A 16,346-nucleotide genomic window follows, 5' to 3' on the forward strand; every position below is an offset into this window, starting at 1 on the left:
GGCGGCGCGGCAGATATCGGCCACGGCCATCAGATTGACCTGGAGGATCCCGGCCCAGCCGGCTTCCCACTCGGCGTCGGTCGCCTCGAAGGGCGTGGCCCAGTGAATGCCGGCATTATTGATAATGGTGTCGAGCCTGCCGCCGGCGAGATGCTGGGCCGCCTCGACCAGATCGCGACCGGCGCCGGGCATCGACAGGTCGGCCTGCACCGCCCCGAGCGCCCGCGGCCCGATCTCGCGCACCGCCATGTCGGCATCGCTCATATTGGAATTGCCGTGCAGCACCACTTCCGCGCCCTGTTCGGCAAACAGTTTCGCTGCCGCCAGGCCAACGCCATGGCTGGAGCCGGTGATCAGGGCGCGCTTGCCGGAAAGGGGGAGGTGCATGGGGTGATCCTGTAGAGCGGTGAGGAAGGCGGCCGTGTTACCGGGAATCGCGGGTGCCGCCAATCAGGAGAGGGATATGTCGTCTTGGTTCGCGTGCCGGGGAAGACTGCATTTGTCCTGGGGACAGGTAGCGCGGCTACCTGTCCCTCACTGAAGCCTCAGCTCATCTGCTTCTTCGCTACGGTCTCATAGAACTTCCCGTAGGGCGGGGCGAGCAGGCGCGATGGATGCCATTTGCCGGTGGCGAAGACCGAGCGCTCATGGGTGAAGGTCAGGAAGCCCGCCTCGCCATGATAGGCGCCCTGGCCTGATGACCCGATACCGCCAAAGGGCAGGTCGGGGATGGAGAGGTGGAGGAGGTTGGTATTGATACCGACACCGCCCGACTGGCTCTGGTCGAGAATGCGCGCCGCCATCTCCTTGTCGGTCGAATAGACGTAGAGCGCCAGCGGATGATCACGGTCGGCGACGTAATTGGTCGCGGCATCGATCTCGCTATAGCCGACCACCGGCAGGAGCGGACCGAAGATCTCTTCGGTCATCAGTTTCGAATCGGCAGGCGGGTTGAGGATCACCGTCGGCGGGATCTTGCGCGCCGCCTGGGCGGCCTGGGCATCGTGCCTGGCCTGCAGGATCTCGGCCCCGCCGGCGCGGGCTTCCTCGATCATGCCGGTGAGGCGCTCATAATGCCGGTCGGAAACGATGGCCGTATAGGCATCATCGCTGGCGGCTTCGGGGAATTCATGTTCGGCGATCTTGATGATCGCCTCACCCATGGATTTCTCCTCGCCCTTGGGCACCATCACATAGTCGGGCGCGACGCAGGTCTGGCCGGCATTGAAGAACTTGCCCCAGCCGATTGATTTCGCCGCGCTGACCTGCGGATAGCCCGGGGTGACGATGGCGGGTGACTTGCCGCCGAGCTCGAGCGTCACCGGCACCAGGTTTTCCGCTGCCGCCATGGCGACGAGACGTCCGACCTGGGTCGAGCCGGTATAGAAGAGATGGTCGAATTTCAGCGAGCTGAAGGCCTGGCCAACCGCTGGACCGCCGGTGATGACGCAGACATGGTCTTCCTCGAAAGCCTCTTCGATCAGCCGTTTCATCAGCTCCGAGGTCGCCGGGGTGAGTTCGGACGGCTTGATCATGGCCCGGCAGCCGGCGCCCAGCGCGGCAACCAGCGGCGCCATCGCCAGCTGGAAGGGGTAGTTCCATGGCGAGACAATCCCGACCACGCCCTTGGGTTCGCGGCGCACGGTCGCCTTTCCCGGCGCCATGGTCATCGGCACGCCGACCTTGCGGCTCTTGGACCATTTGGCGAGATGTTTCGATGTGTGATCGGCATCCTGGATGACGAAGGCGATCTCGCCGATTACGCTTTCCTGCTTGGCCCGGTTGCCGAAGTCGCGGCTGATGGCCTCGCAGATGGCGTCGCTGTTCTTGCGGCACAGATCGGCGATGCGCGCCAGATCGGCCTTGCGCAGGTCCAGCGGCCGGTGGCGTTCATGGCGGAAGGCTTCCTGCTGGGCGGCGAGCAGGGATTTCATGCGTTCGATCTGTTTGGCTTCGGCTTCGCTCATGGCGGCATTCCTTGTTTCGATATGGCAGGTCTGAAACCGGTTCAGGCCGTGTGGTTGTCCTCGGCGATCATGGCGGCCGCCCGTGTGGCGATCATGATCGTCGGCGCATTGGTATTGCCGCCGACCAGGCGCGGCATCACAGAGGCATCGACGACGCGAAGCCCGGCTACGCCCTTCACCCGGCAGCGATTGTCGGTCACGGCCATTTCACCCGATCCCATCGCGCAGGTCGAGGTGGGATGATACAGGGTTTCGGCGCGATTGCGGACATCGTCCTTGAGGCCCGACAGGGTCGTGATCTCCGCTCCGGGATAGCGCTCTTCCTTGCGGTCATAGTCGAAAGCCGGTGCCGCGAGGATGTCACGCACCTTGCCGAGCGCGTCGGCAAGAACGTCGAGATCAAACTCTTCCTCGAGATAGTTTGGCTGGATCGCCGGATGCTCATAAGGGTCGGTCGATTTGAGCGTGATCGAGCCGCGGCTTTTGGGATAGAGCTGGCAGGCATGCAGGGTGACGCCATGTCCCCAGGCCTTTTCCACCCCGTGCGGATTGGAGATCGCCGGGATGAAGACCAGTTGCAGATCGGGCAGATCGCCGGCATAGGCCGACTTGATGAAGGCACCGCCCTGCACCGGATTGACGGTGAAGGGGCCATCGCCGGCCAGGGCCCAGCGCGCCACCATATACATATGGTTCGGGATGGAGCGCAGCGAATTGCCGATCGAGGTCGAGGACTTGGTCCAGAGCTGGGCCGTGATGTCGAGATGGTCCTGCAGGTTCTTGCCGACGCCGGGCAGGTCGGATTCGACGCTGATGCCCAGCTCGCGCAATTCATCGGCCGGCCCGATGCCCGAGAGCAGCAGGGTCTGCGGTGAATTGATCGCGCCGCCGGAGAGGATGACTTCCTTGCGCGCGGTCAGCACGGTGGTGACGCCGTCGATATCGACCTCGACGCCGGTGGCGCGGCCGTCCTCGATAATCACGCGGCGCACCATGGCCTTGGTGGTGACGGAGCAATTGTCCCGCTCCAGCGCCGGACGCAGGAAGGCATCGGCGGCGGAACAGCGTTTGCGGCCCTTCTGGGTCACCTGGTAGGGCCCGAACCCTTCCTGGCTGGCGCCGTTGAAATCGGGATTGCGCTTGTATTGCAGCTCGTCGCCAGCCTTGAAATAGGCCTGGGTCAGCGGGTTGAGCGGCGCGATGTCCTGGACCCAGAGCGGGCCGTCCGTACCGTGCCATTCATCGGCGCCGCGGGTCTGGTGTTCCACTTCCTTGAAGGCGGGCAGGGCGTTTTTCCAGTTCCAGCCCTCGGCGCCATAGGCGCTCTCCCACTCGTCATAATTCTCGTGGGCGCCGCGCATGTAGTGCATGGCATTGATCGAGGAGGAGCCGCCGAGCGTCTTGCCGCGCGGCCAGAGCAGTTTGCGGTCGTTGAGGTGCTTTTGTTCCTCGGTCCAGTAGCCCCAGTTGAAATCCTCGCCGGTGACGGCGAACTGGAGCAGCATCGGCGTGCGGATGATCGGGCTGTCGTCCGATCCGCCCGCCTCGAGCACACAGACCGAGACCGACGGATCGCGCGACAGGCGTTCGGCCACCGTGCAGCCGGCCGAACCGGCGCCACAGATGATGTAGTCGTAACTGGTCTCACTCATCGCCCGTCTCCGTCGTCTCGGCCCCGGCCGGGGGCGTATCGAGGGCGGCTTCGATGACCGGGTCGCCATAATGTGCCGAAAGGGCACGCATGGCGGCAATCGATTCCGCGGTACGCCCGGTCCAGGCAGTGTCGGCGGCGGTGCGGGCGATCACGATATTGCGGCGCTCATCGACCCAGACATACTGGCCATAGACGCCGGCCATGAAGTACTCGCCGTCATGATCCTCGGGCACCCAGAAGTGCAGGCCATAGCCACGATGCGGGTAGACCGAGGCGGGGCCGGCTTCCTGGAAGGGGGCATTGGGGCGTGTCGCCATGGTCACCCAGCCTTCGGGCAGCAGGCGCTCGCCGTCCCAGACGCCGTCCTGCAGGTAGAACTGGCCCATGCGGGCATAGTCCTCAAGGCGGGCATTGAGACAGCAATAGCCGATCGCCATGCCGTTATCGCCCTGGATATTCTGGTTCCAGGAGGCGTCGCCCGTCATGCCGAGCGGGCGCCAGATCTTGGTCTCGACCACTTCCGCGAGCGGAGCGTTATAGATGCCGCGAATGACGGCGGAGAGGACGTGGGTATTGGCGCTGACATAATGCAGGTCCTCGCCGGCCGGGCGGTCACGCTCCACCGAGCCGACGAGCTCGTCGATGTTCTGGCCGTAGATGTTGGCACCCAGGAAGAGGCGGCGGATATCGGAACCGGGCGCGTTGTAGTCTTCCTCGAAATCCATGCCGGCGGACATCATCAGGAGGTGACGCAGCGTGGTGGCCCCGTAATCGGTGCCGGCAAATTGCGGGGCGAACATTTCCGCGGTCTGGTCGAGATTGGCGATATGGCCGTCCTGCATCGCCATTGCGATCAGGGTTGCGACGAAGCTCTTGCCGACGGACCAGCTGGTGTGGCGGGTCTCGGGCGTGGAGCCGAGCAGATAGGTCTCATGCACCACGACACCATCATGCATCACGATGAGCCCGGTGGAATCCGAGGCGGCCTGCCACTCATCGACGGTCCGTTCCTGGCCGCCGAACCGGAAGGAGACGGCATCATTGCGCACATCGCGGGGCAGGGGATTCGCGTTTTCCTGAGCAGAAATCACCCTGTAGGGGAAAACATCGTCCATATCGCGAAATGTCTCCGCGAGATGCTCCGGTTTGGTGGCAGCCTGGATTTCAGCCGGTGAATACTCGGACCAGGGGCGGAAATACCAGCCCGCGGCGACCAGGATAAGGGTGGCCAAAATCGCACCCAAGCCTATGAAAATTCTTTTCATTTCTCTCCCCAGAGTCAGAAAATTGAACGCTGTTCACTTTGCAGCCTAGCAGAGTCCGGGCAGGAAGAAAGAGGCTCGCAGGCCCCGGCCTGAAAATTGCTAAGTGCGGTATGCTTGCATCAGCTGCGACACTTTTTTGCCTCAGCGGGAAAAACGGGCTGACAGCCTGCAGCCATGATGCTCAAATGTCGGTAGATACGCGGATCGGTTGGTTAAAAAAAACCGCGTCACAAGGGGAGAAGAAGTTCAGATGAAAATGTTCTCAAAAGCCGTCGTCATGGGCACGACGGCAATTCTCAGCGGACTGATTGGTGTCTCCGGCGCTCTGGCGCAGGTTGAGACCATCACCGTCACTGCGCAAAAGCGCGAGCAAACGCTTCAGGACACGCCGGTTTCGGTCGCCGTTGTCACGGGCGCGCAAATCGAGCAATCACAGATTCGCGATGCGGCTGACCTGCAAATGCTGGTGCCGTCCCTGCGGGTTTCCGAGTTCGCGACCTCGACGAACACCGAGTTCAACCTGCGCGGCATCGGTACTTCGAGCTTCAACCCGGGCCTTGAGCCTTCGGTCGGCATTTTCATCGATGGCGTCTATCGTCCGCGCTCCGGCTCGGCGATCAATGACCTGCTGTCGGTCGAGCGTGTCGAAGTCATCCGTGGTCCCCAGTCGACCCTGTTCGGCCGCAACACGCCGGCCGGTGTTGTCTCCATCATCACCCAGAAGCCGGAATACGACTTCGGCTATACCGGTGAAGTGACGATCGGCAATTTCGGCGCGCGCGTCCTGCGCGGCACCGTGACCGGTCCTCTGTCTGACTCGATGGCCTTCCGTCTCGACGCCACCACGCACTCCAATGATGGCTACATCACCGCCGAAGACGGCCGCGACATCAATAACCGCGACCGCCAGAGCTATCGGGCCCAGCTGCTGTGGAACCCGGGCGACAATACCGAAATCCGCATCATCGGTGATTACGGCACGATCGACGAGAACTGCTGCGCCGCTCCGTTCGCCTATTATGATCCGATCGATCAGGGCGCGCTTGTCGGTCTCGGTGGTACGGCTGTCCCGGCCAATCCGCATGGCGGCCGCATCGCAATCGATGGCGATCTGAACACTGTCCTGGATACCTCGGGCGTCTCGTTCCAGCTCGACCATGATTTCGACAACATCACCTTCACCTCCATCACCGCGATCCGGAACTATGACGAAGACCAGAACTTCGACGCCGACTTCTCGGATCTCGACCTGATCAGCGCCCGTCATATCCAGAACCAGTATGACAGCTTCACCCAGGAATTCCGTCTGACCTCGACCGGCGACAACACTGTCGACTGGATGATGGGCGGGTTCTATTACGACAATAACCTGCGCTTCCGGAACTCGACGCCTTACGGCGCCGATGCCCGGAACTTCTTTGATGCGGCGTCCGCGCCAAGCGTTGCCGCTCTGGTCGCATCGATGGGCCTGCCAGCCGGTACCGGCGGCATCTCGCTGCTCGAATTCTTCCTCGACATGAACCAGGCTGCCGGTGTTGGTGGCTTCGTGCCGCTCGCTTCGGGCAGTGCTGCCCTGCCGACGACCCCGGCCGAGGGCTTCATTGCCACCAGCCATGGTCTGATCTCGGAAGACTATCAGTACGACACCGAGGCCTGGTCCTTCTTCGGTCAGCTTGACTTCCATGTGACGGATGACTTCACCGTCACCCTCGGTGGCCGTTATTCCAACGAAGACAAGTCGATGACCACGGTCATCGATCAACCCGATCCAATGTCGGCCTTCAGCTTCGTCGACCTGGCGCAGGATCTGCGTCTGGTGGCGCCGGGCTTCTGTGATCCGGGCCTCTACCCTGTCATCGGTGGCGATGCCTGTGCCTATCTGGTGCCGGTCGTCCTGCTCGGTCAGGGTGTGACGCATTACCCGAACCCACTGGGTGGCGCACCGATCCCGATCGACCCGACCTCGCCGCTGCCAGGCTATCTGGCTGGCACGGGTTACAACCCGCTGCTCGGCTTCTCGGCCTTCCAGAACTGGGAGCCGGTCAATGCGAGCGATTTCCCGACCTCGCGTAATGACACCAACTTCTCGGGCAATATCATCCTGTCCTACGACGTGTCAGACACGCTGAATGTCTATGCGAGCTATGCCACGGGCTTCAAGCCAGGCGGGTTCAACGTCTCGACCAACGCAGCCTTCACCGGCGTGTTCGAGTTCGAGGAAGAGACCTCCAGCTCGTTCGAAGTCGGCATGAAGGGTACGCTGTGGGATAACCACTTCGTCTATGCCGTCGCCCTGTTCGATCAGGAAATCGAAGGCTTCCAGACCAACAACTTCGTTGGCAATGGCTTTGCTCTCGAGAATGCCGGCTCGATCCAGGTCTCCGGTCTTGAATTCGAAGGCACCTGGGCTCCAACCCCGGGCCTCGTCTTCACCGGCGGCTTCACCTACCTGTTCGAAAGCAAGTATGGCGACTACCAATACGCCCCTTGCCCGGACGCGTTTAACGGTGTTGGCGTCTGGGAAGCCGGCGATCCGAATTTCGCCCTGTGTGAAATCGGTGCCGAGCGGACCAATACGGCCGGCGTGACGGCGCTGTACAACGACCTCTCGGGTCGTGACCGCGGCAATTCCGAGTTCGTTGGCTCGCTGACCGGTACCTATACCTGGAACGTTGGCGACAGCATGGAAGCCTTCGTTCGCGGTGAAGCCACGAATATCTCGAGCTTCGGTCTCACCACTTCGCAGGATCCACGGACCTTCGCGAACCAGGAAGGCTTCGCGATGTTCAATGGCAGCTTCGGCCTCGGTGCCGAGGATGGCAGCTGGGGTCTCCAGGTCTGGGGCCGTAACCTGTTTGAACAGGATTACGTCAAGGGTGCCTTCCCGTCGGTCGGTTATCTCGGGACGAGCGTCAATGCTTATCCTGGCGATCCACGGACCTACGGCATCACGCTGCGTATCCGCGGGTAAACAGCGTTCAATTTTCACTTTGAATGGGGGCGAAGGCTGTATAGCCTTCGCCCTTATTCTTTGGTGGAGCCGTTGATGCCGTTTGTCTGGGTCATGTTGGGATCATTCGTGGGTATATCCGCGATGGTCGCCCTGAATGTTTTTCTGCGCCTCGGCGAGCCGGCGCGGCTCTCGAGCCTCGACGAGGCGATCGAGCGGCTCGATACCGACGCGATCGGCTTCCGGGCCGGTGAGGGTGTGCTGGCCGAGGACGGCAGTGCGGCCCTGGTCGAGGAAGCCGGCGGCCGGCGGATCGGCCTGCTGACCGCGAAGGGCGATGAATTCGTCATTCGCTATGTCGGGCCTGGCCTGGTGCGAGCGGCCCGGCTGTCGGAAGACGCCCGCCTCACCATTCGACTCAATGATTTCAGCTTTCCGCCTTACACAATGGGCCTTGCTGATGCGGCCGAGGCCCGTCTGTGGGCCGACAAGCTCAATGCGATGCAGGAGTGAATTATGGAAAACGTGCCGGAATTTGTGCAGAGCTTTAACCCTGTCTATTACGCGATCCCGCTGTTCGTGATCCTCGTCTGCATCGAGATGGTTCACGCCAAGATGACCGGATCGGCGCGTTTCGAGCCGCGTGACAGCTTTTCCAGCCTCGCCATGGGATTCGGCAATTCGATCTCGGCCGTGCTGTTCGGCGGCATCCTGACGGCCTGGGCGATGTTCGTCTACCAGTTCCGGATTTTCGACATCGGCTTTCCCTGGTGGGTCTGGCCCGTCGCCTTCGTGCTGGACGACTTCATGTATTACTGGTTCCACCGCCTCGGTCACACCGTGCGCTGGTTCTGGGCCGATCACATCGTCCACCACTCCTCGCAGCACTATAATCTGACCACGGCGCTGCGGCAGTCCTGGCTCAGCCCGCTGACGCTGAAATTCCTCTGGCTCGGATCGGTGATGATCCTGCTCGGCTTCCATCCGCTCGTGATCGGTATCGTGTCGGGCTTCAACCTGATCTATCAATTCTGGTTCCACACCGAAGCGATCAAGAAAATGCCGGCCTGGTTCGAGGCGGTGATGAATACGCCCTCGCACCACCGCGTGCATCACGCCACCAATCCGGTCTATCTCGACCGCAATTTCGCCGGTGTTTTCATCATCTGGGACAGGATGTTCGGAACCTTTCAGCCCGAGCTCGATGACGAGCCGTGCCGCTATGGCATCATCCACAATATCGGCACCCACAACCCGTTCAAGATTGCGATCCACGAGTGGGTGTCCCTGTTCAAGGACATGCGCCATGCCAAATCACCCCGCGATGCAATGATGTATCTGCTCGCCCCGCCAGGCTGGTCGCCGGACGGTTCGCGCGGGACCTCGAAACAGATCAAGGCGCGCTGGCAGGCCCGTGTGGGCGGCGAGGCGGCCTCTGGTGAGGAGGTCGCGGCTGATCCGGCTCCGCAGGTCGCGGCGGAGTAGGCGCCCGGTCATTACAAATTCGACGAGGCTCTTGCTTTCCTCCGGAATTTGATCGATGTTGGGGAAGTGAACGCTGTTCACCAAAACAAGTCTGGCCATACCTGGGGAGGTTCAACGCCATGGGAACGCTTCGCGATCTCTATCCGATTCCGAATATCGACAAGTCGTGGTCCGTGCCACAGGATTTCACGACCCTGTTTGACTGGGAGTATGATGAGGGTCGCACGACGCTCATGCACCTCTACCAGAAGGGCAAGGACATGCAGTGGGATGCGGTAAACCGCATCGACTGGACGCAGGAACTCGATTTCGAAAATCCCATGCAAATGCCCGAAGAGGCCAATGCGATTTTCGGCTCCCCGATGTGGGACAAGATGAACAAGGCCGAGAAGCGCGAATTCCGCCGCCACTCCCAAGCCTGGAACATCTCGCAATTCATGCAGGGCGAACAGGCAGCGCTGATCTGTGCCGCCAAGATCGTGCAGCAGGTTCCCGATCTCGACGCCAAATTCTATGCCTCCACCCAGGTGATGGACGAGGCGCGCCATGTCGAGGCCTACAAGAACCTTCTGACCAAGTTCGGCGTCGCCTATCCGATGACCGCGCCGCTGCAGCAGCTGATCGACCAGGCCCTGCGCGACAGCCGCTGGGACATGACCTATCTGGCGATGCAGGTCGTCATTGAAGGTCTGGCGCTGGCCGCCTTCGGTACGATCCGTGATGTCGCCCAGAACCCGCTGGCCCGCATGGTCAACGCCTATGTGATGGAAGACGAGGCGCGCCATGTTGCCTTCGGCCGTCTGTCGCTGCGCGATTACTATCCGACCCTGACAGATGCCGAGCGCGATGAGCGCGAGGAATTCCTCGTCGAGGCCTGCTATCTGATGCGCGACCGCTTCCAGGCGCGCGAAGTGTTCGAAGTGATGGGCCTGCCCGTCGATGAATGCGTCAAATACGTCGAGCAATCGGCCACAATGCAGCTGTTCCGGACCTTCCTGTTCCAGCGCATCGTGCCGATCGTCAAGGATATCGGTCTTTGGGGCCCACGCATCCAGAAGGCCTATGTCGATATGGGCGTGATGCACTTCTCCGAACTCAATCTCGATGAGCTCTCATCCCAGGACGAGAAGATCGCCGCCGAGTTTGACGAGCAGAACAAGGATGTTCGCACCGCCTACGTCCAGGCTGTCGCCGGGCACGCCGAATAATCAGTGATGGTGCCGCTGGCCCGGCCCCGGGCCGGTGCCAGCGGCAATCATTCCCTAGTCGCAATCGCGCGTCGGATTATCCCGCGTGATGGCGCAAATCATCATCCCGCCATCTTCCGCACCATAGGTCGCGATGAGACGTTCGCGCAGGGTCGCCCACTTGTCGGCGCTGTCCTCGATCGCCGCCTCGACGCTGCGACGGAAATTATCGCCCAGGGCGCCGCGTTCGCTGCTGCCAGCGCCGATCTGCGGGTCGATCACACCGGTATCCTTGGCCAGGTTGAGGTGGCGCACACGGTGCTCGCCCTCATCGCCATAGAAGCAGCCACGCTCCTCGCCAATGAAGGACTCATTGTCGAAACAGCCCGAAATCAGGCCGGCCGGGAAGGCTGGATTGGCGACGCGCAGGTCGAGCCAGGGTGAGCGGCCCGTATGGCCCAGCCCCGGAGGGTTCTCGACGCCGACGGGCAGGCCCGAATCGGGCCGGTCGACCCAGTTGGAATGGGAATAGAAGTCCTGGCTGGCATGCAGGATCAGGCCGAGATGGGCGAGGATATTGCACTTGGCGCGGCCATGCTCGCTACCGGCATAGACGCAATCGATATAGCTGGGGATCTGGCTGCCGCGGATATCGCCATCCTCATCAAGCAGGGCGGCGGCATCAAGCACGGCATGGTCCAGATTGGACATCATCTCGGTCCGGCATTCGGTCAGCGAGGCCTCGGCTTCGGCGGCGCTGCGCGGATAGCCCGCCACGTCGAAATAATCGCCGGCGCTGCAATGGGCATGGGAGGTCAGCATGCCGCGGCCGCGATCCGGCGCGCCCACGGCGCCGAAGGAGCCTTCTTCGCCGGCCAGGCTGTCGAGCGTATCGGGCTGGAAGCACGCATCGCCCGAGCGGCCATTGTCGCAGGCCAGAGCATGGCGCGTGATCCGTCCGTGTTCGGCATTCTGGCCCATGCCGCGCACCGTGCCATAGCCCCAGCTCGCGATCGGGGCGAGGCTGGCAATGGCCAGTGTCGTGGCGAGCAGGAAGGCGGCGCGGCTATGAGGTCGGGCGGGTTCCATGGGGTGTCCTTGCTTTGCGAAGCCGCAGCATCACCCGCCAGCCAACAGAGCGGTACCTTCCATGTATCTCGCGGAAAAGTCACGGGAAAGCGTGAATTTGTCCGATTTCAACCAATGGTTGGTTCAGTCTTCCCCGAAGGAATAGGGCGAGGCGCGCAACTGATGCAGGTCCATGTGGAGCTTGCGGTTGAGCGGCGGGAAGGCGCGCTGGGCGCAGTCCTCGCGTTCGCACAGCCGGCAGGCAATCCCGACCGGCTGAACGCGGCTGCCTTCGAAACCGTCAGCATGGACGATCTTGTCGGCATGGGCCCAGTCGCAACCCAGGGCGATAGCGTGGATCACTGGGCGCTGCCCGATCGGGGCCGGGCTGACCTGGCCGCGGGCGATGGAGAGATTGCGCTTGCCGTCGGGCAGTTCGAAGGCCTGCACCAGCAGCCGTTCCGGCTGGCCCAGCGCGTCATAGAGATTCCATTTCGGACAGCCGCCGCCGGAGCGGGCAAAGGGCATGATGCCGCCGCCAAAGCGTTTCGAGACATTGCCGGCCTGGTCGACCCGGATCATGAAGAAGGGCAGGCCGCGCGCGCCCGGGCGTTGCAGCGTGGTGAGGCGATGGCAGATCTGCTCGAAACTGACTTCGAAGCGGCGTTGCAGCCGGTCGACATCATAACGCGTCTCCTCGGCGACCTTCAGCACCTTGGCATAGGGCATGTGCACGGCGCCGGCGAAATAATTGGCGAGGCCGATGCGGTAGAGCCGGCGGGCCTCGTCGGAGGGCAGGTTGGCCTGGTCGCACAGGGCGTCGAGCGTGTCGCCGAGCTCCAGAGAGGCGAGCACGACGGCCATGTTGAAGGAGCGCGAGCCTGGCGCCAGCGCTTCGGAGAGGAGCAGGCGGCGGCCATGGAAATCGAGCCGGCGGCGGGCGCCCGCCATGATGGTCTCGTCGAGAATGCGCACGGCGAAGCCGTGGCGTTCCAGCAAATGCCGGGTGAGGGCGCTCTCGCAGAAGCGCGGCTTGATGCCGGTCTGCTCGATCAGCGTTTCCGCGGCGTCCTCCAGCTCGGGGAAATGGTTCTGGCGCGCATCGAGCGCATCGCGCACGCTTTCCAGCACGGCGCCCGGACCGCCATGGGCCGAGCCCGGGCCGCTCATGCGGCTGGCCAGATCGGCCGTCGCCGCGCTGGTCTCGCGATAGGACTGATACAGGCGGGCAAAGGCTTCCGCGACGCGGGGGTGACCATCGGCGAGCTCATTGAGCTCGATGCGGTCAAGCTCCATGCCCGCGAGGAGCGGATCGGCCGCCGCCTCGCGCAGATCGGACAGCAATTGCTTGTCGGACTCCTGGGCGAAGGCGCGGACATCGACATCGAAGGCATCGGCCAGCGACAGCAGCACGCGCGCCGTGACCGGGCGTTGATTGCGTTCCAGCAGGTTGAGATAGCTTGGCGACAGGCCCAGCGCGGCGGCGGCCTCGGCCTGGGTGAGGCCGCGCTCACGCCGCAGGCGGCGCAGACGGGCGCCCGCAAAGATCTTTTCGAGAGGCTGGGTTTCGCTCATGTTTTGTACCAAAATTGACAAGATGACACTATGACAATGTAATTAGTATACATCGTGTCCGCTTTATATGGAAGGCTTTCTCGACAGGCATCCTGCCGTTTGACACCATGAGGGCAATTCAACTCCCACAGTTATGGTGACAAAGATGACAAGCTTCAAAGATTTGGTTCCCGGTGCCGCTGCTGACCGTTTTGACGGTATCGAGCGCGGTTATGGCGTCGAGGACGTCCTCAAGCTGCGCGGCTCTGTCCAGGTCCGCAACACGCTGGCTGAACGCGGAGCCGAAAAGCTCTGGAGCCTGCTCAAGACCGAGCCCTATATCAACGCCCTCGGTGCCATGTCCGGCAATCAGGCGATGCAACAGGTCCGCGCCGGCCTGAAGGCGATCTATCTGTCCGGCTGGCAGGTTGCTGCCGACGCCAATGTCGCCGGTGCCATGTATCCTGACCAGTCGCTCTACCCGGCCAATTCCGGTCCCGAGCTGGCGCGCAAGATCAACCGCACCCTGCAGCGTGCCGACCAGGTCGAATTCTCCGAAGGCAATGTGACGCGCGACTGGTTTGCGCCAATCGTCGCCGATGCCGAAGCCGGCTTTGGCGGACCGCTCAACTGCTTCGAGATCATGAAGGCCTATATCGAGGCGGGCGCTGCCGGCGTTCACTTTGAAGACCAGCTGGCTTCGGAAAAGAAATGCGGCCACTTGGGCGGCAAGGTCCTGATCCCGACCCAGGCGCATGAGCGCAATCTGATCGCTGCGCGTCTCGCGGCCGATGTCATGGGCGTGTCGACCATCACCGTTGCCCGTACCGATGCGGAAAGCGCCAAGCTGCTCACCTCCGATATCGATGAGCGTGATCATCCCTTCATCGATTTCGATGCCGGCCGCACGCCGGAAGGCTTCTATCGCATCAAGGACGGCGTCGGCGTCGATCATTGCATCGCGCGTTCGATCGAATACGGCAAATATGCCGACCTGCTGTGGTGGGAAACCTCCAAGCCGAATCTCGACGAGGCCCGCCGCTTCGCCGAAGCCGTGCAGAAGAAATATCCTGGCAAGATGATGGCTTACAATTGTTCGCCAAGCTTCAACTGGGAAGCCAATCTGGACAAGGACACGATCGCCAAATACCAGCGCGAACTCGGCGCCATGGGCTACAAGTTCCAGTTCGTGACCCTGGCCGGTTTCCACAGCCTGAACCATTCCATGTTCGAGCTGGCCCGCGGCTACAAGGATCGCGGCATGGCGGCCTATTCGGAACTGCAACAGGCCGAGTTCGGCTCGGAAGCCGATGGCTACACCGCCACGCGTCACCAGCGCGAAGTCGGCACCGGCTATTTCGACCAGGTCTCCCTGGCCCTGACCGGCGGCACCTCCTCGACAACCGCCATGGGCGAGTCGACCGAGTCGTCGCAGTTCGAAGCTGCCGAATAGGCCTTCGGGCCCTCTGAACCCAGGCGGGGTGCGCAGACCATCCGCGCACCCCGCATCTCTTTTGCCGACTGGAGACAGCCATGACACAGATTACACCGAGCGGCGTTGAAATCCTGGGCCATCTCGAGCCGGGTTACCGCGATATTCTCAGCCATGAGGCGCTGGACTTTCTGGCTGGCCTGCATCGCCGCTTCGAGAAGCGCCGCCAGTCGCTGCTGCGCCATCGCGCCGAGCGCCAGGCCGAGCTGAATGTCGGTGCCTTGCTGATGTTCCCGCACGAGACCGCCGATATCCGCGCCAGCGAGTGGAAAGTCCGCCCGGCGCCGGCCGATCTGCAAGACCGCCGCGTCGAGATCACCGGTCCCGTTGACCGCAAGATGGTCGTCAATGCGCTCAATTCCGGTGCCAAATGCTTCATGGCCGATTTCGAGGACGCGACCTCGCCGGTCTGGTCCAACCTTATCGAGGGCCAGATCAATCTGCGCGACGCCGTGCGCCGCGAGATCGATTATGTCGACGAGAAAAACGGCAAGCGCTACCAGATCAATGAAGACGCAGCGGTGCTGATTGTGCGCCCGCGCGGCTTGCATCTCGAAGAACGTCATGTCCGGGTCAACGGTCAGGCCATTTCCGGATCCTTCTTCGATTTCGGCCTCTATCTGTTCAATAACCACGCCGCCCTGAAAGAGCGTGGGACGGGGCCGTATTTCTACCTGCCCAAGATCGAATCCCGTTTCGAGGCACGGCTGTGGAGCCTGGTCTTCCAGCATGCCGAGGACGAACTCGGTCTGGAACGCGGCACGATCCGCGCCACCGTGCTGATCGAGACCCTGCCGGCCAGTTTCGAACTCGACGAGATCCTGTACGAGCTGCGCGGCAATATCGTCGCCCTCAATTGCGGCCGCTGGGACTATATCTTCAGCTATATCAAACGCCTGCAGGCGCGCCCCGAACATGTCCTGCCGGACCGTTCCGCGGTGACGATGAAGACGCCCTTCATGGCGGCCTATTCCAGGCGCGTTGTCACCGTGTGCCATCGCCGCGGCGCCCATGCGATGGGCGGCATGTCGGCCTTTATCCCGGTCAGGGGTGATGAAGCGGCCAATGATGCGGCGCTGGAACAGGTGCGTCAGGACAAGCTGCGTGAGGTCAAGAACGGCCATGACGGCACCTGGGTCGCTCACCCCGATCTGGTTCCGGTGGCCATGAACGTGTTCGATGAGCACATGCCGGGCGCCAACCAGCTCGACTTTGTCGACGAGTTCGCCATGCCGGTGACGACCCAGGATCTGCTCAAGGCCCCCGAGGGCGAGATCAGTGATGCCGGTGTTGCCGACAATATCGATGTCGCCATCCGCTATGTCGCGGCCTGGCTGGGCGGACGCGGCGCCGTGCCGATCCGCAATCTGATGGAAGATGCGGCGACGGCCGAGATTGCCCGGGCCCAGCTCTGGCAGTGGCGCCGCTTCGGCAAATCCACCCGCGAAGGCACGGCACTCACCGACGCCGGGCTGGCGGCGCAGATCGAGTCGACCTGCACGGCGCTCCAGGCCGAGGTTGCGGGCCGGGAAGAGGTGCAGAACCAGATCCGCCAGGCGGCCACCATCCTGCACGATCTCGTCCTGTCGGAGGAATTCGTCGAATTCCTCACCCTGCCGGCCTATGACGTGCTGACGGAAGGGCTCAAGAAGTCCATGCGACTGAAAGAGTTCGAAGACTGAGTTTACCGTCTTCGACGCAATCATAAAAAAGACCGGCTGCGC

General features: G+C 62.4%; 12 protein-coding genes. 6 read left to right on the forward strand and 6 right to left on the reverse strand.

Going from position 1 to position 16,346, the window contains the following annotated elements; translation table 11 throughout:
- The 4 genes from ACN0YF_RS07715 to ACN0YF_RS07730 all read right to left on the reverse strand — a co-directional run.
- The coding region (locus tag ACN0YF_RS07715) for an SDR family NAD(P)-dependent oxidoreductase (protein WP_417493932.1) at positions 1-387 on the reverse strand (387 nt) is incomplete at its 3' end.
- Between the two features lie 158 nt (positions 388-545).
- Complete coding sequence (locus ACN0YF_RS07720) at positions 546-1,967, reverse strand: coniferyl aldehyde dehydrogenase (protein ID WP_417493933.1); 1,422 nt, start codon at positions 1,965-1,967, stop codon at positions 546-548.
- Positions 1,968-2,008: 41 nt separating this feature from the next.
- Entirely contained in the window at positions 2,009-3,619 is a 1,611-nt protein-coding gene (locus tag ACN0YF_RS07725) for a GMC family oxidoreductase (protein WP_417493934.1), read from the reverse strand.
- The gene (locus ACN0YF_RS07730; protein ID WP_417493935.1) at positions 3,612-4,853 is read right to left on the reverse strand and encodes a serine hydrolase domain-containing protein; all 1,242 of its coding nucleotides are present in this window, start codon (positions 4,851-4,853) and stop codon (positions 3,612-3,614) included. Before ACN0YF_RS07730 ends, ACN0YF_RS07725 begins: the two co-directional genes overlap by 8 nt.
- A gap of 283 nt (positions 4,854-5,136) precedes the next feature.
- On the opposite strand from ACN0YF_RS07730, the gene ACN0YF_RS07735 reads away from it, so the two are divergent.
- The 4 genes from ACN0YF_RS07735 to ACN0YF_RS07750 all read left to right on the forward strand — a co-directional run bounded on the left by ACN0YF_RS07735 (position 5,137) and on the right by ACN0YF_RS07750 (position 10,529).
- Positions 5,137-7,857 (forward strand): TonB-dependent receptor, encoded by a 2,721-nt coding sequence (locus ACN0YF_RS07735; RefSeq protein ID WP_417480821.1) that lies wholly within the window; start codon positions 5,137-5,139, stop codon positions 7,855-7,857.
- 75 nt (positions 7,858-7,932) lie between these two features.
- Positions 7,933-8,349 carry a hypothetical protein gene (locus tag ACN0YF_RS07740; protein ID WP_417493936.1) on the forward strand — a complete coding sequence of 139 codons (417 nt, stop codon included), beginning with the start codon at positions 7,933-7,935 and terminating at the stop codon, positions 8,347-8,349.
- A 3-nt stretch (positions 8,350-8,352) separates the two neighbouring features.
- Entirely contained in the window at positions 8,353-9,321 is a 969-nt protein-coding gene (locus ACN0YF_RS07745; protein ID WP_417493937.1) for a sterol desaturase family protein, read from the forward strand.
- Between the two features lie 119 nt (positions 9,322-9,440).
- The gene (locus tag ACN0YF_RS07750; RefSeq protein WP_417480818.1) at positions 9,441-10,529 is read left to right on the forward strand and encodes a ferritin-like domain-containing protein; all 1,089 of its coding nucleotides are present in this window, start codon (positions 9,441-9,443) and stop codon (positions 10,527-10,529) included.
- A gap of 54 nt (positions 10,530-10,583) precedes the next feature.
- Here the strand turns inward: ACN0YF_RS07750 and ACN0YF_RS07755 are convergent, their stop codons facing one another.
- Together ACN0YF_RS07755 and ACN0YF_RS07760 are read right to left on the reverse strand one after the other, a co-directional pair.
- Positions 10,584-11,597, reverse strand: coding sequence for a CinY protein (locus tag ACN0YF_RS07755; protein ID WP_417493938.1), 1,014 nt, complete (start codon positions 11,595-11,597; stop codon positions 10,584-10,586).
- A 123-nt stretch (positions 11,598-11,720) separates the two neighbouring features.
- Entirely contained in the window at positions 11,721-13,151 is a 1,431-nt protein-coding gene (locus ACN0YF_RS07760) for a helix-turn-helix domain-containing protein (protein ID WP_417493939.1), read from the reverse strand.
- A gap of 145 nt (positions 13,152-13,296) precedes the next feature.
- Here ACN0YF_RS07760 and aceA point away from each other — a divergent pair, with 145 nt between their 5' ends.
- Together aceA and aceB are read left to right on the forward strand one after the other, a co-directional pair.
- Positions 13,297-14,583, forward strand: a complete 1,287-nt coding sequence (gene aceA, locus ACN0YF_RS07765; protein WP_417493940.1) for an isocitrate lyase — start codon at positions 13,297-13,299, stop codon at positions 14,581-14,583.
- An 80-nt stretch (positions 14,584-14,663) separates the two neighbouring features.
- Positions 14,664-16,304 (forward strand): malate synthase A, encoded by a 1,641-nt coding sequence (gene aceB / locus ACN0YF_RS07770; RefSeq protein ID WP_417493941.1) that lies wholly within the window; start codon positions 14,664-14,666, stop codon positions 16,302-16,304.
- Positions 16,305-16,346 lie beyond the last annotated feature (42 nt).

The organism is Maricaulis sp., assembly GCF_048270265.1.
Classification (GTDB): Bacteria; Pseudomonadota; Alphaproteobacteria; order Caulobacterales; family Maricaulaceae; genus Maricaulis.

Coding starts and splice junctions, on each gene's coding strand:
- ACN0YF_RS07720 (WP_417493933.1), bottom strand. CDS start 1,967: ATGAGCGAAGCCGAAGCCAAACAGATCGAACGCATGAAATCCCTGCTC.
- ACN0YF_RS07725 (WP_417493934.1), bottom strand. CDS start 3,619: ATGAGTGAGACCAGTTACGACTACATCATCTGTGGCGCCGGTTCGGCC.
- ACN0YF_RS07735 (WP_417480821.1), top strand. CDS start 5,137: ATGAAAATGTTCTCAAAAGCCGTCGTCATGGGCACGACGGCAATTCTC.
- ACN0YF_RS07740 (WP_417493936.1), top strand. CDS start 7,933: ATGCCGTTTGTCTGGGTCATGTTGGGATCATTCGTGGGTATATCCGCG.
- ACN0YF_RS07745 (WP_417493937.1), top strand. CDS start 8,353: ATGGAAAACGTGCCGGAATTTGTGCAGAGCTTTAACCCTGTCTATTAC.
- ACN0YF_RS07750 (WP_417480818.1), top strand. CDS start 9,441: ATGGGAACGCTTCGCGATCTCTATCCGATTCCGAATATCGACAAGTCG.
- ACN0YF_RS07755 (WP_417493938.1), bottom strand. CDS start 11,597: ATGGAACCCGCCCGACCTCATAGCCGCGCCGCCTTCCTGCTCGCCACG.
- ACN0YF_RS07760 (WP_417493939.1), bottom strand. CDS start 13,151: ATGAGCGAAACCCAGCCTCTCGAAAAGATCTTTGCGGGCGCCCGTCTG.
- aceA (WP_417493940.1), top strand. CDS start 13,297: ATGACAAGCTTCAAAGATTTGGTTCCCGGTGCCGCTGCTGACCGTTTT.
- aceB (WP_417493941.1), top strand. CDS start 14,664: ATGACACAGATTACACCGAGCGGCGTTGAAATCCTGGGCCATCTCGAG.